Source organism: Luteolibacter sp. Populi (assembly GCF_040801775.1).
In the GTDB taxonomy this organism is placed as follows: Bacteria; Verrucomicrobiota; Verrucomicrobiia; order Verrucomicrobiales; family Akkermansiaceae; genus Haloferula.
Genome location: NZ_CP161812.1, coordinates 5,947,873 through 5,966,713, shown reverse-complemented (window position 1 = coordinate 5,966,713; position 18,841 = coordinate 5,947,873). Strand labels below are relative to the sequence as shown.

The window sequence follows — 18,841 nt, the reverse complement described above, 5'->3', positions numbered from 1 at the left end:
GATAGATCATTGATGTCCGCAAGAAAGCGCCTGTTGCTGATCGGCTGGGATTCGGCCGATTGGAAGATCATTCATCCGCTGCTGGATGCCGGGAAGATGCCCGCCTTGAAGCGGCTGGTGGAAGGTGGGATCAGCGGGAATCTCGCGACCCTCGAACCGCAGCTATCCCCGATGCTGTGGACCTCCATCGCCACGGGGAAAATGGCGTATCACCACGGGGTTCATGGCTTCACCGAGGTGGACCCGGTAAGCGGGCGGGTGGTGCCGGTGTCCGCCGCGACGCGGTGCTGCAAGACCCTGTGGGAGATGCTTGGCGAGCGCGGGCTGAGGAGCCATGTGGTGGGGTGGTTCGCGACGCAGGGCGAGCGCGATCTGGAGGGCAAGATGGTGTCTAACATGTACGGGCACCTCCGCGGGATCACCCCGGAGCAGACTCCCGGAGATTGGCCTGCACCGCCCGCAGGAACCTATTGGCCCGAGGATCTGGGCCGCGAATTGGATTCACTCCGGGTGAGCCCCTTTGAAATCACGGGGGACGACATCCTGCGCGCCTTCGTGCCGCGGGCGCACGAGGTGGATCAGAAGCGCGACCGCCGCTTGCATGAACTCGCGGGAAGGCTTGCGGAGGCTTATTCGATCCAATCCGCCGCTACCTGGCTGATGGAGACGGATCCGGAGTGGGACTTCATGGCAGTGTATTTCCGGGCCATCGATGAAGTCAGCCATGTTTTCATGCCCTATCATCCGCCGCGCATGGAGGGCATCCCGGAGGATGATTACGAGATGTACCGCGGCGTGGTGGAGGGCATCTACCGCGCGCACGACATGATGCTGCAGCGCCTGGTCGAGCTGGCGGGGCCCGAAACTGCGGTAGTGCTGGTCTCGGACCATGGATTCCACAGCGATCACCTGAGGCCGAAATTCACGCCACGGGTGCCGGCGGGGATCACGGTATGGCACCGTGCACAGGGCGTGATCGCGGCTGCCGGTCCGGGCTTCAAGCAGGACGAACTGATCTACGGAGCGCGCCTGCTGGATATCGCGCCGACGGTCCTGCACTACTTCGGCCTGCCGGTCGGGGAGGACCTGGAGGGACGCGTGCTCGGGCAGGCTTTCAGCGATTCGCGGCCGGTGGCGGCTACTCCGACTTGGGAAGCTGCCGGTGAAAGCAGGCAGCGGCGCGGCTCCCTCTCCGAAGCGGATAGCGAGGCCCTGCTCGAACAGTTCACGGCCCTCGGCTACATTGACCCGCTGGCGGATGATCCCAGCCAGGCGGCGCGGGAAACGCGGCGGGAGAACCGCTGGAACCTCGCGCGCGCTTGCCTGTATGGCGGCCGCCACGAGACCGCCCTGCCCCTGTTGGAAGAATGCTTCGCCGAGCAGCCGGAGCGCTCCGACTACGGGCAATTGCTGGCGAGGACCCAATTGCAAGCAGGTCTCGCGGACGAAGCGGCGGAGACCTTGCAAGGCTGTCTCGCCAGCTTGGGCGACGGGGTGACGGCACGGCTGCTGATGGGAAGCATCGAGACGCAACGTGGCAATCACGAATCCGCGCTGGGACATCTTGAGGCGGTGCGTGCAGCGGATCCGGACAATCTTCATCTGCTCTTCAGCCTTTCGGAATGCTATCTTGCACTGAGGCGCTGGGACGAAGCGGAGCAAACGGCGGAGCGCATGCTGGAGCTGGATCCGGGAAGCGCGCAGGCCTGGCTGATCCGCTCGCGCCATCACCTCCACCGCGGACAGGCGGCGGAGGAGGCAGCGGCAGCCGCGCTGGAGGCGATCGGCCTGCAGTATGGAAACCCGCGGAGCCACTTCCTGTTAGGCGCGGCCTTGGCGCAATCGGGAGACTGGACCGGTGCGGAGAGGGCGCTGAGGAACAATCTGCGCCTCAATCCGCGGAATGCCCTAGCCCATCGGTATCTGGCGCAAGTTTACCGTGCCCTCGGACGCTTCGCAGAAGCGGGCGACAGCGAACTTCAGTCGCGCGTGTTGAGGCATGCGGAGCGTGACTGCGATGGGAAGCGAATGGAGACCGTGAGGAGGGATGCGCTTGCGAGAGCAGAGGAGCGTCGGCAACGGAGCTTGAAGGACGCGGATGGCGGGGGGAATCCATGTGAAGGGGAAGCAAGCCCCGGGATGACGTTCACGATCGTTTCCGGGCTGCCGAGATCCGGGACTTCCCTGATGATGCAGATCCTCCGGGCGGGAGGACTGGAACTGATGCACGATGGCAAGCGCGCGGCGGACGAGGACAACCTCGAAGGCTATTGGGAGTGGGAGGAAATCATGTCGCTGAAGAAGAATCCCCGGGTGATCGAGAAGGCGGAGGGAAAGGTGGTGAAGGTGATCTCGGCATTGCTCCCCGCGCTGCCACCGAAGCATCGCTACAAGATCATCTTCATGCGTCGGCCGGTCGCGGAGGTGGTGGAGTCGCAATGGAAGATGCTGGAAAACCGCGGGGCGCAGCCGAAGTCCGGGAAAGAACATCTGATCGCGACCCAGGAGACCCACGTAAACCGTATGCTCGACCTGCTGCGCGCGAACAAATCGATCAAACTCCTCGAGGTCGGCTTCCCGGAATTGGTGGCTGATCCCGATGCCGGAATCGAGCGGGTGCGCGCATTCCTTGGCGACCTTGTCACGGGTGAGCCGGACGCGATGGTTCGCACCGTGAGGCCGGAGCTTTACCGGAATCGGTAGACGTGGCGGCTACGTTGCCTGCGCGGACTATGGGCTCGCCACTACCTGCAGGAAGAGCTTCGACTTGCCTGCAAGTTGCCCCGGAGCGAGCGAGAGGGTCACCATCTCGTAGCCGGGATCTCCGGGAATCGCCACCGCGGATTCCTCGATCACCGTGGCATCCGCCCAATCGGTTAGATTGTCGCCGATGCGGTATGCGTAATCGATCCCCGCAGCTTCGTGCGCTTGCAGGCGGCGGTGCGTGAAGCGGAACTCCCCTGCCCCGGGCTCGACCAGCAGCAGCGCGGTGGCGGACCGCACGTCATCGGCAGCCTGCGGATTGGTGCCGAAAGCCCATTCGCCGAAGTTATCGAGCTTGTCGCCGTCGGGGTTCTCCCCGGCAGCACCCTCGGGGGAGGTGCCGTTGCCAAACCTGGCGATGCGCCATTCCTGATAGCTGCCGAAGGGCGGCTGGCCCGCTTGACCGATCCAGTCCGCGATCAGTTGCGCGCCTTCGAGATCGACGACGTCGCTGGCGAGCGGTGGCATGCGGGTGTAGCCATTGGCCGCGGCGACGCGGTTGTAGATGATCGACTTCGGCACATCGCCGGGGACAATGAGAAGATCGCCCGGATGCAGCGGGGCATCGACGGTAGCGCCGTTGATCAAGCCGGTCTGGGCGAGGCTCAGATGGGCGCGCCCGTCCCAGTTTCCGCCGCCGGTGCCGCCAGCCTGGTGGCAATAGGCGCAGTTTACGGCAAGGTAGGAGCGGACCCGAGCTTCGAGCGATTCCCCGCTTTCGTCCGGCCGGACATGGCGGGCCAGGCTCGCGGGGTCCTCCGGTGGATTCGCGAGGTAACCGGCATCGCCTAACAGCGAGATCATGTTCCCCGGATTTCCCGAGAGTGTGCCCGGCGCATTCATCTGGCGCGTATTGAAGGACAGCGCATGGCCCGCCTCCGGCGTGTGGCAGGTCATGCAATTGGTGCGCGAAGGGATCTGCCAGGTTGCCGCGGAGGGATTGCCATCGAGCGTGATGTCGATGCCGAAGGTCTCGCCGTCGTCATCGGCCAGCGCGGCATCGGTCTGGGTGCCGCTGTTGACGTTGTTCCAGTGGTAGGAAATGCCGTAGGAGCCCGTCTCGTTGCGGACCAGGAAACGGGTCTCGAGACGGCGGCGTGGCGAGCCCGCGACCGGGCGGCGGTCGGTGAAGTTCTGGCCGTCGATGCTGCGGGTGAAGCTCTCCCACTGCGTCGGGTAGTCGAAGTGCTTCACCCAGATCATCCCGGCCGGATAGGTCCACGGGGCATCCTGCTGATAGCCCACGGTATCGGCACTGCTGTTGATCAGGAACCAGCGCTTCTTCTCCGCGTGGTCGGACCAGAACCGCAGGTTGGGCTCGTAGAAATGGCCGCCCGGATTGGGCGTCAGATCCCCCAGGTCGGCGAAGAAATTCGTCCGCGATAGCGTCGGAGGGAAGCTGCTGTCATCCGTCCCCAGGGTCAGCCGCTTGATGCCACCGGTGCCTTGCGCTCCGCCGGTGTTGCCGCGGTCGAGCAGCAGGATATCCCCGGTCGCCGGATCGGGCAGCAGGCCGACGATGGCGACCTCGCCCGCGATGCGCTCGACGGTGGGAACCCCTTCGGTCCGCGCGATGCTCCAGATGTTTCCGGAAACGTAGTCGACGCAAATGTACTTGCCTGTTAGATCGGGCAGCGCGGTGCCGCGGTAGATGAAGCCGCCGGTGATCGAGGCCCCTTGGAAGCTGCCGCCACCGTGGCCATATTCCCACAGCGGACCGGTCAGGGTCGCGGCGGATTCGGGTGCGCCATTCAGGTTGTCTCCGTTCCGCACACCCGGCTGGCTGCCTTCGCGCCAGCCCCAGCCGCCGTTGTCCCCGGGGTGGAAAAGATCGACCTCCTCCATGCCATTGCGACCAACGTCGCCCACCCAGAGTTCATCCACCGTGCCATTGCCATCGGTATCCTCCGGCGAGAACTGCCAGGGGTTGCGGACGCCCATCGCGAAGATCTCGGTGCGGACCTGATCAGCCGTCAGCGTGGTCCCGTTGAAGCTGGTCGCGCCGAGCAACGGATTGTCCGGCGGGATCGCATAGCGGGCCTCGCCGCTGGCACCGCCGCCGATCCGCGGGATCGCCAGGTCGGCATCGTTGCTCTGGCCACCCGGATCGGGACCGGCGTAAGGGTCGGTGCCCGGATCCGGGTTCGGCGGCAGGCTGCCCGGCCTCTTGTCCACGTCGATGCGGATCACGCAGGACCACAGGTTGCGATCGATGTGCTGGGAATTGTTGCGGCCGTCCTCCTGCGTGCCCTCGTCGCCGAAGCCGACGTAGAGATAGCCGTCCGGCCCGAACTCGCAGGTGCCGATGTTGTGAATGGTATCGTCGCAGTTCTGCTCGATCAGGATCAGCTCGGAACCCGCGGTGTAGGGCGCGCTGGTCTGACAGGTGAAGCGCGAGAGCCGGACGCTTCCGACGCTCGTATTATAGCTCAGATAAATGTAGCCGTTGCTCGCCCACTGCGGGTGCGCGGCGATGCCCTTCATCGCGAGCTCGTTGTTGTCGTGCTGCACCGCCGCGCTGATGTCCAGGATCTGGATCTTCTGCGGGGCGGCCATGTCCGGAATCAGGAAGATCCTGCCATCGCCCTCCGCGACGAAGAGCTTCCGCGCATCGCCCGGTATCGTGCTGAAGCCATGGGGCGAATCGAAGGTGATGCCCGGGAATGCATCCTCCACCCGCAACGCCCCGGCCGGCGGGACGGGGGGCAGCGACACGAAATCCGTATCGAAGCGCGGCGCGGCAGTGAAGTTCGCGATGACCGTGCCGATATCGGAGAAAGCCGCGTCGGGACTTTCGATCCGGTACGTGAAGGTGTCCGATCCGGGCGTGCCGGTGAGGTGATGGTAGAGGATCGTGCCGTCGGCATGGGCGATGGCGCTGCCATGAAGCGGCGGTGTCAGGATGGTAACGGAAGCCGTGGCGATCCCCCCGTTATCGTTGGCCAAGACCTTCAGCCGGGCCTTCGCGAGATGATGCATCGTCACGCTGTCGTCATGGGCCACCGGCGGCCCGTCCTCGAGGCCGCTCCAGGCGTAGGCCACCCGCAGGTTGTCCCAGGTCACGGGACCGCTACCGCCGGAGGCGAGGCGGATGGAACTCGACCAGTTGTCGCTGGTATGCGGGTAGATGGCCACCGGCGTATTGAGCCCTTCCGCCGCCCCGAGGTCCGGGTCGAGATAGAGCGCCGCGACGTCGTTGTCGAAGTCGAGCTTGGCGACCAGCGTGTAGGTCTGGCCGGTCACCGGTGCGATGCCGGAGTAGGCCCACTGGCCGGCATTGAGATCATGGATCGCGAACTCGCGATTCCCGGAAGCGGGGTTCGCCGCGCCGGGAATGCCGAAGAGGTATCGCTCCGCGGCGAAGTCGTAGGTGCTCGCACCGCTCCACTCGACATTCGCGCCGCGGGTGATGTCGAACTTGTAGTAGACCACCCCCGAGCCGAAAGTTTCCAAACCATTCACGGCTCCGGCGCGCTCGTCCGAGTCCGCCTGATTGCCCTCGGTCGGTCCGTTGTATTCGCGTTTCGCGCCGCTGTTCTGGGTGATCAGGGCCTCGCCGCTCACCACGGGATTTCCGAACGCGGCATCCCAATCGGAGGGCGACCCGGAATGCCCGGTGAAGGCGTCGTCCTCGCTGGAGTTGTCATAGTCCCAATAAAGTCCGCCGCTCTTGCCCGCGATCGGACCGTCCGCGTAGGCGAAGCGCTCGCTGCCGACCACATCCTCCGGCAGCACCGCGCCGGGATAGCTCGCCGCGTTTTTCGGATTGGTCCCTGCGGCGACCTCCGCGCCGTCGCCAAACCCGTCGTCATCCGTGTCCTCAACCTGAGGATCGGTGTCGCGGAGGAATTCATCGAGATTCAGAAGATCGTCATCGTCCGCATCCAGCAGCGCATCGTCGGTGCCGACGACCAGACCGTGGGCCGCCTCCCACGAGTCGGCCATCCCGTCGCCGTCGGTATCGTTCGGATCGATGTAGCCGAGGTCGGTCCACTTGGTGGCGACGCTGAGATTGTCCCAGCTGACCTGCCCGCCGGAAGCGAGCCGGACGGCCGTGGACCAGTTCGTGCCGGTGTAGGCCCCGCCGGCATCGGCCGAGTGGCTACCGGTGACTTCATTGTAGAAATCGGAGCCATCGGGATCGACCCAGATGCCGACGAAGTCGCGGTCGAAATCAAGCACCGCCACCAAGGTATGGGCGGTCGTGTTCGCGAGAATCCCGCTGAAGTAGATCGCACCGCCGACACCGGAAACCTGGACGCCGAACTCTCGCCCGCCGGAAGGCCCGTCGCCGTTCGGCACCCCGAAGAAAAGCCGCTCCGTGTCGAAATCATACGAGCTGACGCCGGACCAGGTCGCATTGCCGCCGCGCGTGAGATCGATCCGATAAAAGACCCGCCCTACGCCGCGGACCGCGCCGCTGCGTTCATGGTTGTTCTGCCCATCGTTCGCGGGTCCGCCGGTTTCCTCGACGGTTCCGTTGTATTCCCGTTTCGCTCCGCTGCCATTGGTCGTTAGCGCACCTGCAGCGACCGCCGGGTTAGCCGTGACGTTATCCCAATCAGAGAACACGCCGGTAGCCTCGTTGTCGAAGAGATCGCGGTCGAAGCCGGTCCCTCCCGCGCGCCCGGCGATCGCCCCGTTGGGATAGTCGAAGACGTCCGTGCCGATGGTGATGCCGTCGAGACGGCCGGCCAACAGGACAAGGAGCGGGAGGGAATGGAGGAGGTGCATGGCAAAAAGTAAAAAGAGCCCGTCCCGCTACTTTCAGCGGGACGGGCCTTGGGGATCTCGAACCGGATCGATCACGGAGCCGGCGAAGCACCCTCTTCCGCACGGAAGAACAGCTTGTCGACCAGCGCCGGATCGACCGGAATCTGGAAGGGCTGCGGGGTGCTGCTGTCGAAGTTGAACGGTGGCACCAGCGGAGCAAAGCCCGAGAGTGTGGCAGAACTGCGCAGGTGGAAGGTCCCCGCGGGAATGCCCGTCGCGATGATGCTGAGCATCCCCGTGCCGGCATTGTAGTCCGCTCCCAGTTGGATCGCCAGCCCGGCGGGCTCGCCGCTCAGGCGCTCCCAGGTCGTGGCCACCACCACATCGTCCCACTCCGTGTTCCCCGTGCCGCTGGACGTCAAGCGCACGCCCGAGGCCCAGTTCGTGCCGGCGTAAACGCGCGTCACGTTAGGCGCATTGCCAGCTTCCGTTCCAGACAGATCCGGATCCACCCATAGCGTGAGGAGATTGTCATCGACATCGAGCTTGCCGACCACGGTGTAGGTCTGACCCTCGACCACTGCCAAGGCAGCGCCATCGGTGGTGGCGGTGCCATCATTGCGGATGCCCCACTCGGGACCGGAACCGCCCTGCACCACCCCGAACATGACCCGCTCGGCACCGAAGTCATCCGACCCGATCGCGCTGAGAAGCGCACCGGCACGGCGGGTCATCGATGCCTTGAAGTAGACCACCCCGCTGTCGTGCGAAGCCCCGTCGTTGATCGCACCGATCCGCGCCCCGGTCGGAGCGCCGTCATTGCCGGCACCTTCGGTGACGCCGTTGAAGTCACGGTAGGCGTCCGTGCCATTGGCAGTGACCAGCTTTCCGCCAGCCACCGTCGCGGTGCCATCCCAGTCGGATTGCCCGCCGGTATGGCCGAGGAAGGGACCGTTGATCAGCCAGTTTTCGTAGTCGAAGTAGCTGCCACCGGCCAAGCTCGCGATCGTCCCGTCCGCGTAGCCGAAGGACTCCATCCCGATAAGCCCGAGCGGCGCGCCGATGGTGTCCGCAGGATCGAGCGGATCGGAACCGACAGTGGAGGTATCGCCGAGGCCCCGCACTTCGCCGCCATCGGTTTGGCCGTCGCCGTCGGTGTCCTTCGTCGTTGGGGAGCTGTGGATCGTGAGATATTCGAGCCCGTCGTTCAGGCCGTCGCCATCGGAATCCGGATTGAGCGGGGAAGTGCCGGCGGCGGTTTCCTGCGTGCCGTCGTTGAGACCGTCACCGTCGGTGTCGTCGTCGTTAGCCACGGTGCCGCCGCGATACTCGTTGATGTTGGAGATCCCATCCCCGTCGAGGTCGAGGTCGGCATCGTCCACATCCGGATCAAGCCCGACCAGGATCTCGAAGTCATCCGGCATCTCGTCGCCGTCGGTATCCGCTGGCAGCGAATTGAGGCTTTCCCAAGTGGTCCCCACCACCATCCGGTCCCACCCCGTGGGAGTGGTGCCGCCGGAGCCGAGCCGGATCGAAGTCGCCTTCATCGAGGCCGCAGTCACCGTCGTGGTGACATCGGGCGGATCGTTGGCCTCCGGCTGACCCAAGGCTGGATCGACCCACATCGAGACACTGGAAGTGGCGAAGTTATACTTGGCGACGATGGTGTAGGTCTGCGCGGCCACCGGCGCAATGCCGGTGAAGGCGAGTACCGGACCGGGGTTCACCTGGATCCCGAACTCCTGCACCCCGGATGCCGGGTTCCCCGCGTTGGGCACACCCACGAAGAGGTTCTCGGCACCGAAGTTGTAGAGGCTCATGCCGCTCCAACTGGTGCCAGCCCCGCGATACAGGGTCACCTTGGCATAGAGGACATCGCTGGCATTGCCCGCCGTACCGGCAGAGTTCTCCAGCCAGCTTCCGGACTTCTCGCCCACGAACGCGTCCACCGCGGCCGATCCGCCGTGGAAGGGCCTCTTGATCGCAGACTCCTGCGTGAAGACGACTCCCGCTTGCACGGTTGGCACTCCGGCGACATTCGTCCAGGCCGAGACTTTCGTCGAGTGACCGGAGAAGGTCTCGGGCAGCAAACTATTGTCGTAGTCCCAGCCGATCCCCCCTTCCTGCAAGTTTAAGGGCCCATCCGAATAGGTGTCGAAGAAGTCGATGCCGACGAGGGCAGCGTTGCCGTTCGTATCCGGATCATCACCGGCGTTGTTGACGGGCACGGTACCCAGTGCCAGTTCGGTAAAGTCGGAAGTGCCGCCACCATCGCTATCACCCTCCAAGGGGTTGGTGAAGTGGGTTAGCACCTCTTCCCCGTCCTCCAGGAGGTCCTTGTCGCTGTCCTTGTCGAGCGGGTTGGTGCCGGCGTCCGCCTCCTCCTTGTCGTTGAGCTGGTCGTTGTCACTGTCCGGATTGTTCGGAAAGGTACCCCGCTGGAATTCCACGAGATTGCCCACATCATCATCGTCGGGATCGCCCAGTGCGCCGTTCGGGCCGTCCTTGGCACCCGGCGTCGTCTCACCGATCGTGCCGTCGTCGCTATCGTCCAGGCCATACAGTGTTTCCCAAGACTGCGGAATCCCGTCGAGGTCCACATCCTTGTTGGACTTGAGCCCGACGTCCGCCGGCGTCAGCCCCACCGAGAGGTCGTCCCAGGTGGTGGCAGCACTCGAGGCCAGGCGGACCGCGGTGGACCAGTTGCCTCCGGTGTAGGAGCCGCTTGCATTGCCGGAGTTTGCGCCGTCGATCGGATCGTAGTAGTCGTTCTCATCGGGATCAACCCAGAGAGCGACTCTGTCACGGTCGTAATCAATGACCGTGACCAAGGTGTGGGTGACTCCCGTGTCGGCGGGGATGCCGCTGAAGAAGTCCCCGTTGGCGGAAATGCCGTATTCGCGACCACCGGAGGGCCCGTTGGCGCCCGGCACGCCGAAGAAGACCCGTTCGTCGTTGAAATCGTAGGAACTTATTCCGCTCCATGTCGTCCCCGCCCCGCGGTTGATGGTCACCTTGTAGAAGACCCGGCCCGATGCACGGATGGCACCGCTGCGCTCGCGATCGTCCTGGCCATCGGGCCCGTCGGTTCCTTCGAAGGTGCCGTTGTATTCGCGGATGACACCGCCGTTGTTGGTGACCAGCGCGTTGTCGACGATGCTTGGCACGTTGCCGAATCCGGCGTTGTCCCAGTCCGACGTGAAGGCTGTGACCGCCTTGTCGAAGTTATCGTAGTTGAAGCCGGTGCCACCGGTTAGATCGACGATGTTTCCGTTCGCGTACGTGAACGGCTCGATGCCGATGACTACCGCCTGGAGGGGTGATGATGCCATAGCCGTCGCGGCCAGGACAAGGGTCGTGGGGATTTTCATTTGGTTTTCGGGCTGCCCCGGGATCTCCCGGGTCGGCCGATTCCTTGGGGGCAATCGGCGGGTTGGGTTCAGCGGCGGGTCTCCCCGCATCCGGACCAAGCGGGTTCAGCTTGAGACGGACACCTGACCTTCACAGGAAGCTGGAAAGGCAGGTCTCGTGCGGGACTGCGACATCCGCTCCGGATTCCCGCCAAATTTCTTCTTACCTCGGAATTTTTTTGGCTCTCCCCACGTTTGCCGACGGGTGGCCGGGCTCATCCGGCGTTATCCGTGGCTCACTTCTTCCTCCCGCAGGCTCCAGCAAATCTGCGCCAAGGATTCGACTTGTCCGCAGAGCGGAGCGGCGGTACTGACCATGTGTCCAGATGGAGACTACCACCCACTCGGAACGCGTCGGGGATGAGTTCTCGGCCTCGTCCGACGAATTGCTTCCCGTCGTTTACGAAGAGTTGCGGCGGCTGGCAGCATTCCGCTTGAAGCACGAGTCGGGCAGCAAAACCCTGCAACCCACGGCGCTGGTACATGAAGCGTGGCTCCGCCTTGCCTCTTCCGCGGAACTGAAGCCTTGGGAAAACCAACTGCACTTCTTCAATGCAGCCGCCCAGGCAATGCGCCGCATCCTGGTGGAGCGCGCACGGGCAAAATCGCGGCTGAAGCGGTCCCGGCCTGAAGAACTCACCATCCAGGAGTCCGCGGGCGAGAGCGACGAGCATATCCTGATGATCCACGAGTGCCTGACCCGGCTCGAGAAGATCGACCCCCAGTCCGCAAAAGTCGTGCTGCTGAAATTCTACGGTGGGCTCAGCAGCGAGGAGATCGGCCGGATGACCGGCCGCAGCACGCGCTCCGTGGAGCGGCAGTGGATGTTCTCGAAGGCGAAGCTCTATCAGATGATCCGCGACGACCAGACGGAGTAAGTGATCCGAACCCGCATGACGACCGTCACCGATTCCGCACGCGAGATCGACAGCGCCATTCTGGAAGTGGCCCTGTCTCTGGACGACACGGCGACGCGGGAGGAATTCCTCGACCGCATCTACGGCAAGAACGAGAAGGGCAAGGCGGAGATCCGCCAGCTGATCGCCGCCTCCGGGGACGCGGCGGGCTTCTTCCTCGAAGCCAAGGAGGAGCGCATGACCCTGACGGTGGGCCTCCTGCCGCCGGGCCGGCAGGTGCAGGCCCCGGAGCTGGCGCTCGACGATCTCTTAGGCGTGGCGAACGCCCGGCTCGGCCATTACCGGCTGCTCTCGCGGATCGGCGAGGGCGGCGGCGGGGTCGTTTACGAGGCGGAGCAGGAACAGCCGATCCGCCGCCGGGTGGCGATCAAGATCGTGCGCTCCGGCATGGAGAACAAGGAGGCGATCGCGCGCTTCGAGATCGAGCGCCAGGCCCTGGCCCTGATGGACCATCCGAACATCGCGAAGGTCTTCGAGGCCGGCACCACGCCCTCCGGCAGGCCCTACTTCGTGATGGAACTGGTGGCGGGCGAGGCGATCACGAAGTACTGCGACCGGAACAAACTCGGCACGCGGCAGCGGCTCGAGCTCTTCACCCATGTCTGCCATGCGGTGCAGCACGCCCACCAGAAAGGGATCATCCACCGTGACCTCAAACCGTCCAACATCCTGGTGGTCGGGCAGGACCACGGCAGCGTGCCGAAGGTCATCGACTTCGGCATCGCCAAGACCACCGAGGGCCGGCGCGCCGATCGCACGGTGATCACCGCGCACGACCAGTTCTTCGGCACCCCGGCCTACATGAGCCCGGAGCAGATCGACATGGCCGGGATGGACGTGGACACCCGCAGCGACATCTACAGCCTCGGCGTCCTGCTCTATGAACTGCTGACCTCCAGCACGCCGGTGGACGGCCAGGAGCTGTCCACCTTCGGCATCTCGAAGATCCGCCAGACCCTGCTGGACAGCGAGGTGGTGCGACCGTCCGAGATGCTGCGGCTCTTGCCCGCTTCCAAGCTGCTGGACCTCGCGGAGCGCAGGGATACGGACCCGGCTCACCTGCTCGGCAGCGTGAAAGGCGATCTCGACTGGATCGTGTTGAAGGCCACGGAGAAGAACCGCGTGCGCCGCTACCAGACCGCGAACAACCTGGCACTGGACGTGATGCGGTTCCTGGAATTCCAGCCGGTCTCCGCCCGCCCGCGCTCGCGCTTCTACCTGCTGGCGAAGTTTGTCCGGCGCAACCGCCTGGCCTTCGCCGCCGGGGTCGTGCTCACCGCCCTGCTGTTAGGCGGCTTCGTCACCACCGCCACCCTCTACCGCCGCGAACGCGAGGCACTGGACGAGCAGAGCCACCTCCGCAAAAAGGCGGATGCAAGGGCGAACGTCGCACGGGTGGCGCTCTTGTTGGACCAGGGCTTGATCGACGAGGCGGATGCGCTGCGCCAGGAGTATCCCCTGTCCTCGATCGAGCCGTCCCTGGAAGCCGCCACGGTCTTCCGCTCGCTCGGCGACTGGAACGCAACCCACAGCCGCTGGGACCAGGCTACCCAGTGCTTCCGCCTCCTGACCCAAGCCAACCGCTTGAGCGATCCGGGACGGATTCTCAATGGCACCGACATCATGGCCACCGCAGCGGCCACGCTGCAGGAGGACGAGAAGGACTACCTCGAGTTCCGCAAGGAGATGCTCGATCGCTATTCCCTACCGCGCACCTCCCTGCAGGCGGAGCATCTCCTGAAGGCCTGCCTGCTGCGCGGCGGGGACTCTACCCTGATCGCGCAACTCGCCCCATCGGTGCAGGTCATGGGGCCCCTGGAGCAAACGCCTTTCCTTGCCTGGTCGGCCCTCGCACTCGGCCTCTACCATCTGCGCGCGGGCGATCCCGGCGAAGCGGCCAAGGCCTGCAACCAGGGCCTTAAAGACCAGCGGATCAAAAACTCGTGCCTCGCTTCCATCCTCGCGGTCAGGGCCATGACCACCAGCGCACGCGGAGATCACGAGGAGGCGCGCAAGGATCTGGCGGAGGCCTCCGCCCTGATGGAGAAGAGCAAGGGCGGCGACTTCGCGGAGGGAAAACCGATCGGACCAATCTGGTATGACTGGGCGATCGCCAAGCTGCTGCTCGACGAAGCGCGGGAGCTCTCCGGGGAGCCCTCCGAGCGTTAGAGCCGGCGTTCTCCTGATGCAAGCATGGCTCTTGATGCTCCTTTACCTCGCAGGATGGATCGGAGCTTTCGCACTGGGTGAACGGCCCCTCCGACGCGGAGCCGTCTAAAGCTTCAACAAATCCCGCAACGCCTCTTTCACCGTGGCTAACAAGGTCGGAGAAAGCATCCCCATCCGTCTGGCCAGCTTGTGGCGGTCGAAGCTGGCAAGGCCCTGAACATTGACTGCCGAAGGCTTGGGAAGCCATGGAATTCTCCCTAGCGGCACTTCGCCGCGCAGGCCGTGCATTTGAGAAGTGAGCGGCGCCACGATCACCAGCGACCTGGCATCGTCCTCCTCCGGATAGGCGAGGATCAGGACGGGTCGACTCTTGGCGGTCATTCCCAAGTCGGCGAACCAGACTTCGCCTGCTTTCGGTTTAGTATTCACCCATGGCCTCCGTCCAAGCTTCCGCTTGTTGTTCAGGGGCAAGCAGCGGACTGGTGCGGACCTCGAAGGGCAGACCTTGGCGGAGTTCGATCTGGGCCAGCAGCATGTTGAAGGCATCGCCGGGCTTGAGTCCCAGGCGCTGCAGGATCTTCTCTACCTTCTGCAAACGTTTCGCGGGAACCCGGGCCCGGAATAGCGTGGTGATATCGGCGGCCATGCTCAAATGTGCTCAAAATGGCTCAGAAGTCAATCGCGCGCACCTCTTCCTCAAAATCCCGCTGGCATCCCCCGCGATCACGTAGCCTGCGACTTATTGACTGTAAGCGTGAATTGAGTATTAATCACGACTGCTGCCCGGGATTCTCTCGACTCCGGGACCCACCCACCCCTTGCACCTCCCCCGTATGAACTCCCTTGCCCTGTCGGCCTGTGCCGTCATCGCGCTTTCCCTGCCCGGGTTCTCCCAGTCGATGAGCTGGGACACTTCCGGCACGCAGGGCGACAACGGGCCCGGCAACGAACTGGTGTTCGGGAACGGTGCCCATGGCTTCACCGCCACATCCTGGGGCTACACCGCCGGCAAGAGGAACCAGGCCTTCGAGGCCGGGATGAGCGTGATCTACTCCAACGGCATCGGCGTGACGAATGCCGACGAAAAGAACCCCTTCCGCATCCCGGAACACCAGCTCGACAATGCCAAGGGCAACGAGTGGATGCTTTTCGTCTTCGAAGGCCCGGTCAGCGACGTCAGCATCAAGGTCGATCCCTATGGCACCTGGGACCGCGACGTGACCTACTACACCGCCAATCTCTCCGGCCAGATCGATCTCGCGGGTCTCACCTACGCCGATCTCGAAGGACTCGGCTTCGGCGAGCGCACCGATGACTTCTCCACCCGCGGCGGCGACTCGCGGGACGTCTCCGTGAGCGGCGGCGGGACCTTCAACGCCATCCTGATCGGTGCCATGCAGGGCAAGCCCGGCGGAAAGCGCGACGTGGACCGCTTCAAGATCTCCTCATTGGACGCGACCTACCTGGTGCCGGAGCCTTCCTCCGCCCTGCTGGGAGGGCTCGGTGCCCTGCTGCTGCTGCGCCGCCGGGAGCGCTGAAGTTCCAAGTAAGAAGGACCAAGTGCCAAGCAACAGTCTCTTGCTGCGAAGCTTGAACGCTGTTCTTCCTTGGTTGGCACTTGGAACTTCTCACTTCGAACTTATCGTCGCCGCGTGACCGCCGCCCAGTTCCTGGCCCCCTCTCCTGTTTCGCTGAAGATCTGTGGCGTGACCTTGGCGGACGACGCCGAGCGCCTCGTGGAAATAGGAGTCGATGCCTTGGGCGCGAACTTCTGGCCACAGTCGAAGCGCTATCTGGACCCGGCGGAGGCTGGCTTTCTGCGCGGTTTCGCCGGACGGATTCTGCGGGTCGGTGTTTTCGTGAATGCCGGCCCGGACCTGCCGCGCCGTCTGATCGAGGAAGGCCTGATCGACATGGTGCAGCTTCACGGCGACGAGCGGCCGGAGGATGCGAAGGTGTTCCGCGAGGCGGGTATTCCCTTCCTGAAGGCGATCGGCGTGCAGGGGCTGAACGACCTGGCGCTGGTGCGGGACTACGGGGCCGCGGCCATCCTGTTAGACGCGCATGCACCGGGCTTGTATGGCGGCACCGGGCGGACCATCGATTGGGCTCTGGCGCGGGCCTTCATGGCCGAGCATCCGGACCTGCCGCTGATCCTGGCGGGCGGGATCACGCCGGAGAATGTCGCGGAAGCAGTGGCGGCGGTGGGGCCGGCAGCGCTCGATGTGGCCTCGGGCGCGGAGCTGCGGCCGGGGGTGAAGGACTTTGCGAAAGTGGGAAGACTAAGGGAGAACATCGAACATCGAACGTCCAACATCGAACGTCGAAGGGAAGAACTGTAGGAGCCCTGCGGTGAGGCGGGTCTTGCGCGCAGGGGGAAGATATCGGACACAGCCGGCGTGGAACGCGATGCACTGCCGCTGGACCGCCGCTTGCGGCAGGAGATTCTGTTCGCGCGGGAGCGGGTTTACCGCTTCGGGCAGGCGACGCCACTGGAGCATCTCGCCCTGCCGGGCTTGGACATCTGGGTAAAGCGTGAGGATCTCTCGGCGATCAAGGCCTACAAGTGGCGCGGCGCTTGCAACCGCATGGCGGTGCTATCGCCGGAAGAGCGGGCCGCGGGCGTGGTGACGGCCTCGGCCGGAAATCACGGTCAGGGCGTGGCCCTGGCGGCGCGGGCGCTGGGAATTCAGGCGCGGATCTACATGCCGCGCTCGACCCCGCGGGTGAAGCAGGCCGCGGTCCGCCATCACGGTGGCGATCACGTCGAAATCCTTCTGGCCGGAGATAGCTACGATGAGGCCGTGACTTCCGCACGCGGGGACGCGGCGGCTAGCGGCGCGACTTACATCCATGCCTACGACGACCTGCACGTGATGGCCGGTCAAGGCACGCTGGCGGATGAGATCGTGCTCTCGGGCCACGGACCTTTCGATGTCGCCTACCTCCAGATCGGGGGCGGCGGGATGGCGGCGGGCGTCTCGGCCTGGCTGAAGACCTACTGGCCGGAGATCGAAATCGTCGGCGTGGAAGGGATCGGCCAGGCCTCGATGAAAGCGGCTCTGGCTGCGGGCGAACCGATCGGCTTGGAGCAAGTTGATATCTTCTGCGACGGCACGGCGGTCCGGAAGGCGGGCGAACTACCTTTCGCGATCTGCCGCGAGACCCTGGACCGGGTGATCACGGTGACCAACGAGGAGGTCAGCCGGGCGATCCGGACACTCTGGGAAGGCCTGCGCTGCGTCTCGGAGCCCTCCGGGGCGATGGGCCTGGCGGCGGCGATGCAGGAGCGCGAACAGCTCGCGGGCAAGCGGGTGCTGCTGGTCGTCTCCGGCGCGAACATCGACTTCCTGCAGCTCGGCCTGATCGCGCAATCGCAAGGCTCCGCGCCGAATGCGACGCGTAGCCTGCGGGTGCGCATCCCGGAGCGCCCGGGGACGATGCTGCAGCTGCTGGACACCTGCTTCGCGGGGCTGAACATCACGGATTTCCAGTACGGCAAGACCCACGCGAGCGATGCCTGGCCCGCCTTCACCCTGGCTGCGGACGACCCGGCGCTGATCGAAGCGCTGCCGGGACAACTCGCCGCCGCCGGCTTCGAGTGGGAGGACCTGACCGGGGCGGTGGACCTCGCCTTCCGCGCGATCCCGCTGCGCGGCGATCTGCTCGGCTACCCGGCCTTCCTACGCCTCGACTTCTACGAGCGGCCGGGCGCGCTGCACGATTTCCTGGACATGCGCGTCCGCGGTCGGGCCAGCCTCTGCTACTTCAACTACCGCCAATCCGGAGAGAGGATCGGGCGCGCGCTGATCGGCCTGGACTTCGCCAGCGAGGCGGAGCGGGACGCCTTCGTCAGTTCCGTGCCGGAACACGGCGAAGGCTATCGCGCCTGCAAGGCGGTAGACGAGAAAACGCGCGGTCGCTTGCTGGGACGCTGAGGCGAGGGATTTTGGGAATTTTCCAAATTCCAGCGGGAATCCCACATGGAAAAATGGAAAACCCACGGTTTTTCATAGGTAGGGCGGAATTTCTCCTAGCGCCCCTGAATACTTAGTGAATACTTCCGGAAGCTGGAATGACTGTGAAAGCGGCAGGGACTTGACCTATCCCGGCGTCGCTACAGATCACCCTGCGACCGATACGATGAACGGAAGGAAAACCCTTCAAACCCAACTTCGCTCCAAAAACCCCGGATTCGCGCTCGTCATCACTCTCTCGCTGATGGTCCTCCTGACCATTCTAGCGGTAGGCTTGTTGAGCCTTTCAACCATTTCTCTCCGCAGCTCGACGCGGGAGGACGCCATGGCCACGGCCCGGGCGAACGCGCGGATGGCGTTAATGTTGGCGATCGGAGACCTGCAGAAGCAAGCCGGTCCGGACCAGCGCGTAACCGGCACCGCCGATCTGGCCGGTGGAACGGACGGCAGCCGCCTCGGGACGGGCGCGCAGCCCGGCAACAACACCGCGTTCGGCGGCGGCACCAAGGGCCTGACCAGCGTGCAGCCGGGCAGCCGCTACTGGACCGGGGTGTGGAATAATACGAACACCTCCAATCCGGGAGAGACGATTTATACGACGCCCCCCCGCCCTGCCTTCCGCAAGTGGCTGATCAGTGGCAATCACGGGCGCATCAGCCCCGAAAATACCATTACGCCTGCCATCAATTCGGTGGCAGTCGGCGGGAATGGCCAAGTGGCCGACAGCGAAAGGGCCATCGTCCTGGTGGGACAGAAAACGATCGGCGACACCTCGCCGGAGTCGCTCGACCGCTTCGTGAGCGCCCCGATGGTGGAGCTTGGCACCGAATCGACCCGGGGAAACATCCCGGGGCGCGCTACGCGTGGTGGGTTGGCGACGAGGGAGTAAAGG

General features: G+C 64.6%; 11 protein-coding genes. 7 read left to right on the top strand and 4 right to left on the bottom strand.

Translation table 11 applies throughout. From position 1 onward, the window contains the following. Positions 1-12 precede the first annotated feature (12 nt). Complete coding sequence (locus ABWK72_RS24185; protein ID WP_367872147.1) at positions 13-2,703, top strand: alkaline phosphatase family protein; 2,691 nt, start codon at positions 13-15, stop codon at positions 2,701-2,703. Between the two features lie 27 nt (positions 2,704-2,730). Here the strand turns inward: ABWK72_RS24185 and ABWK72_RS24180 are convergent, their stop codons facing one another. Together ABWK72_RS24180 and ABWK72_RS24175 are read right to left on the bottom strand one after the other, a co-directional pair. Further along, positions 2,731-7,497, bottom strand: coding sequence for a PQQ-dependent sugar dehydrogenase (locus ABWK72_RS24180; protein ID WP_367872146.1), 4,767 nt, complete (start codon positions 7,495-7,497; stop codon positions 2,731-2,733). 71 nt (positions 7,498-7,568) lie between these two features. Next, the gene (locus tag ABWK72_RS24175) at positions 7,569-10,847 is read right to left on the bottom strand and encodes a hypothetical protein (RefSeq protein ID WP_367872145.1); all 3,279 of its coding nucleotides are present in this window, start codon (positions 10,845-10,847) and stop codon (positions 7,569-7,571) included. A gap of 365 nt (positions 10,848-11,212) precedes the next feature. Here ABWK72_RS24175 and ABWK72_RS24170 point away from each other — a divergent pair, with 365 nt between their 5' ends. Further along, a complete protein-coding gene (locus ABWK72_RS24170; protein WP_367872144.1) occupies positions 11,213-11,764 on the top strand; it encodes an ECF-type sigma factor in 552 nt (183 codons plus the stop codon). A 15-nt stretch (positions 11,765-11,779) separates the two neighbouring features. Then, positions 11,780-13,972 (top strand): serine/threonine protein kinase, encoded by a 2,193-nt coding sequence (locus ABWK72_RS24165; protein WP_367872143.1) that lies wholly within the window; start codon positions 11,780-11,782, stop codon positions 13,970-13,972. Positions 13,973-14,077: 105 nt separating this feature from the next. Here ABWK72_RS24165 and ABWK72_RS24160 read toward each other — a convergent pair whose 3' ends face one another. Both ABWK72_RS24160 and ABWK72_RS24155 read right to left on the bottom strand, forming a co-directional pair. Further along, positions 14,078-14,401, bottom strand: a complete 324-nt coding sequence (locus tag ABWK72_RS24160; protein ID WP_367872142.1) for a type II toxin-antitoxin system PemK/MazF family toxin — start codon at positions 14,399-14,401, stop codon at positions 14,078-14,080. Further along, a complete protein-coding gene (locus ABWK72_RS24155) occupies positions 14,391-14,618 on the bottom strand; it encodes a type II toxin-antitoxin system RelB/DinJ family antitoxin (protein WP_367872141.1) in 228 nt (75 codons plus the stop codon). The genes ABWK72_RS24160 and ABWK72_RS24155 overlap by 11 nt, the downstream gene beginning before the upstream one ends. 187 nt (positions 14,619-14,805) lie before the next feature. Between ABWK72_RS24155 and ABWK72_RS24150 the strand changes: the two genes are divergently transcribed. The 4 genes from ABWK72_RS24150 to ABWK72_RS24135 all read left to right on the top strand — a co-directional run bounded on the left by ABWK72_RS24150 (position 14,806) and on the right by ABWK72_RS24135 (position 18,838). After that, positions 14,806-15,510: a hypothetical protein gene (locus ABWK72_RS24150; protein WP_367872140.1), complete on the top strand. Its 705-nt coding sequence runs from the start codon at positions 14,806-14,808 to the stop codon at positions 15,508-15,510. Positions 15,511-15,624: 114 nt separating this feature from the next. Further along, positions 15,625-16,314, top strand: a complete 690-nt coding sequence (locus tag ABWK72_RS24145) for an N-(5'-phosphoribosyl)anthranilate isomerase (RefSeq protein ID WP_367872139.1) — start codon at positions 15,625-15,627, stop codon at positions 16,312-16,314. Positions 16,315-16,371: 57 nt separating this feature from the next. Then, complete coding sequence (locus ABWK72_RS24140; RefSeq protein WP_367872138.1) at positions 16,372-17,910, top strand: pyridoxal-phosphate dependent enzyme; 1,539 nt, start codon at positions 16,372-16,374, stop codon at positions 17,908-17,910. A 205-nt stretch (positions 17,911-18,115) separates the two neighbouring features. After that, a complete protein-coding gene (locus ABWK72_RS24135; RefSeq protein ID WP_367872137.1) occupies positions 18,116-18,838 on the top strand; it encodes a hypothetical protein in 723 nt (240 codons plus the stop codon). Positions 18,839-18,841: the final 3 nt, after the last annotated feature.

Excerpts from the sequence above, each read along its gene's own strand:
- ABWK72_RS24180 (WP_367872146.1), bottom strand. The coding sequence starts at position 7,497 with ATGCACCTCCTCCATTCCCTCCCGCTCCTTGTCCTGTTGGCCGGCCGT.
- ABWK72_RS24175 (WP_367872145.1), bottom strand. The coding sequence starts at position 10,847 with ATGAAAATCCCCACGACCCTTGTCCTGGCCGCGACGGCTATGGCATCA.
- ABWK72_RS24165 (WP_367872143.1), top strand. The coding sequence starts at position 11,780 with ATGACGACCGTCACCGATTCCGCACGCGAGATCGACAGCGCCATTCTG.
- ABWK72_RS24135 (WP_367872137.1), top strand. The coding sequence starts at position 18,116 with ATGAACGGAAGGAAAACCCTTCAAACCCAACTTCGCTCCAAAAACCCC.
- ABWK72_RS24155 (WP_367872141.1), bottom strand. The coding sequence starts at position 14,618 with ATGGCCGCCGATATCACCACGCTATTCCGGGCCCGGGTTCCCGCGAAA.
- ABWK72_RS24170 (WP_367872144.1), top strand. The coding sequence starts at position 11,213 with ATGGAGACTACCACCCACTCGGAACGCGTCGGGGATGAGTTCTCGGCC.
- ABWK72_RS24185 (WP_367872147.1), top strand. The coding sequence starts at position 13 with ATGTCCGCAAGAAAGCGCCTGTTGCTGATCGGCTGGGATTCGGCCGAT.
- ABWK72_RS24150 (WP_367872140.1), top strand. The coding sequence starts at position 14,806 with ATGAACTCCCTTGCCCTGTCGGCCTGTGCCGTCATCGCGCTTTCCCTG.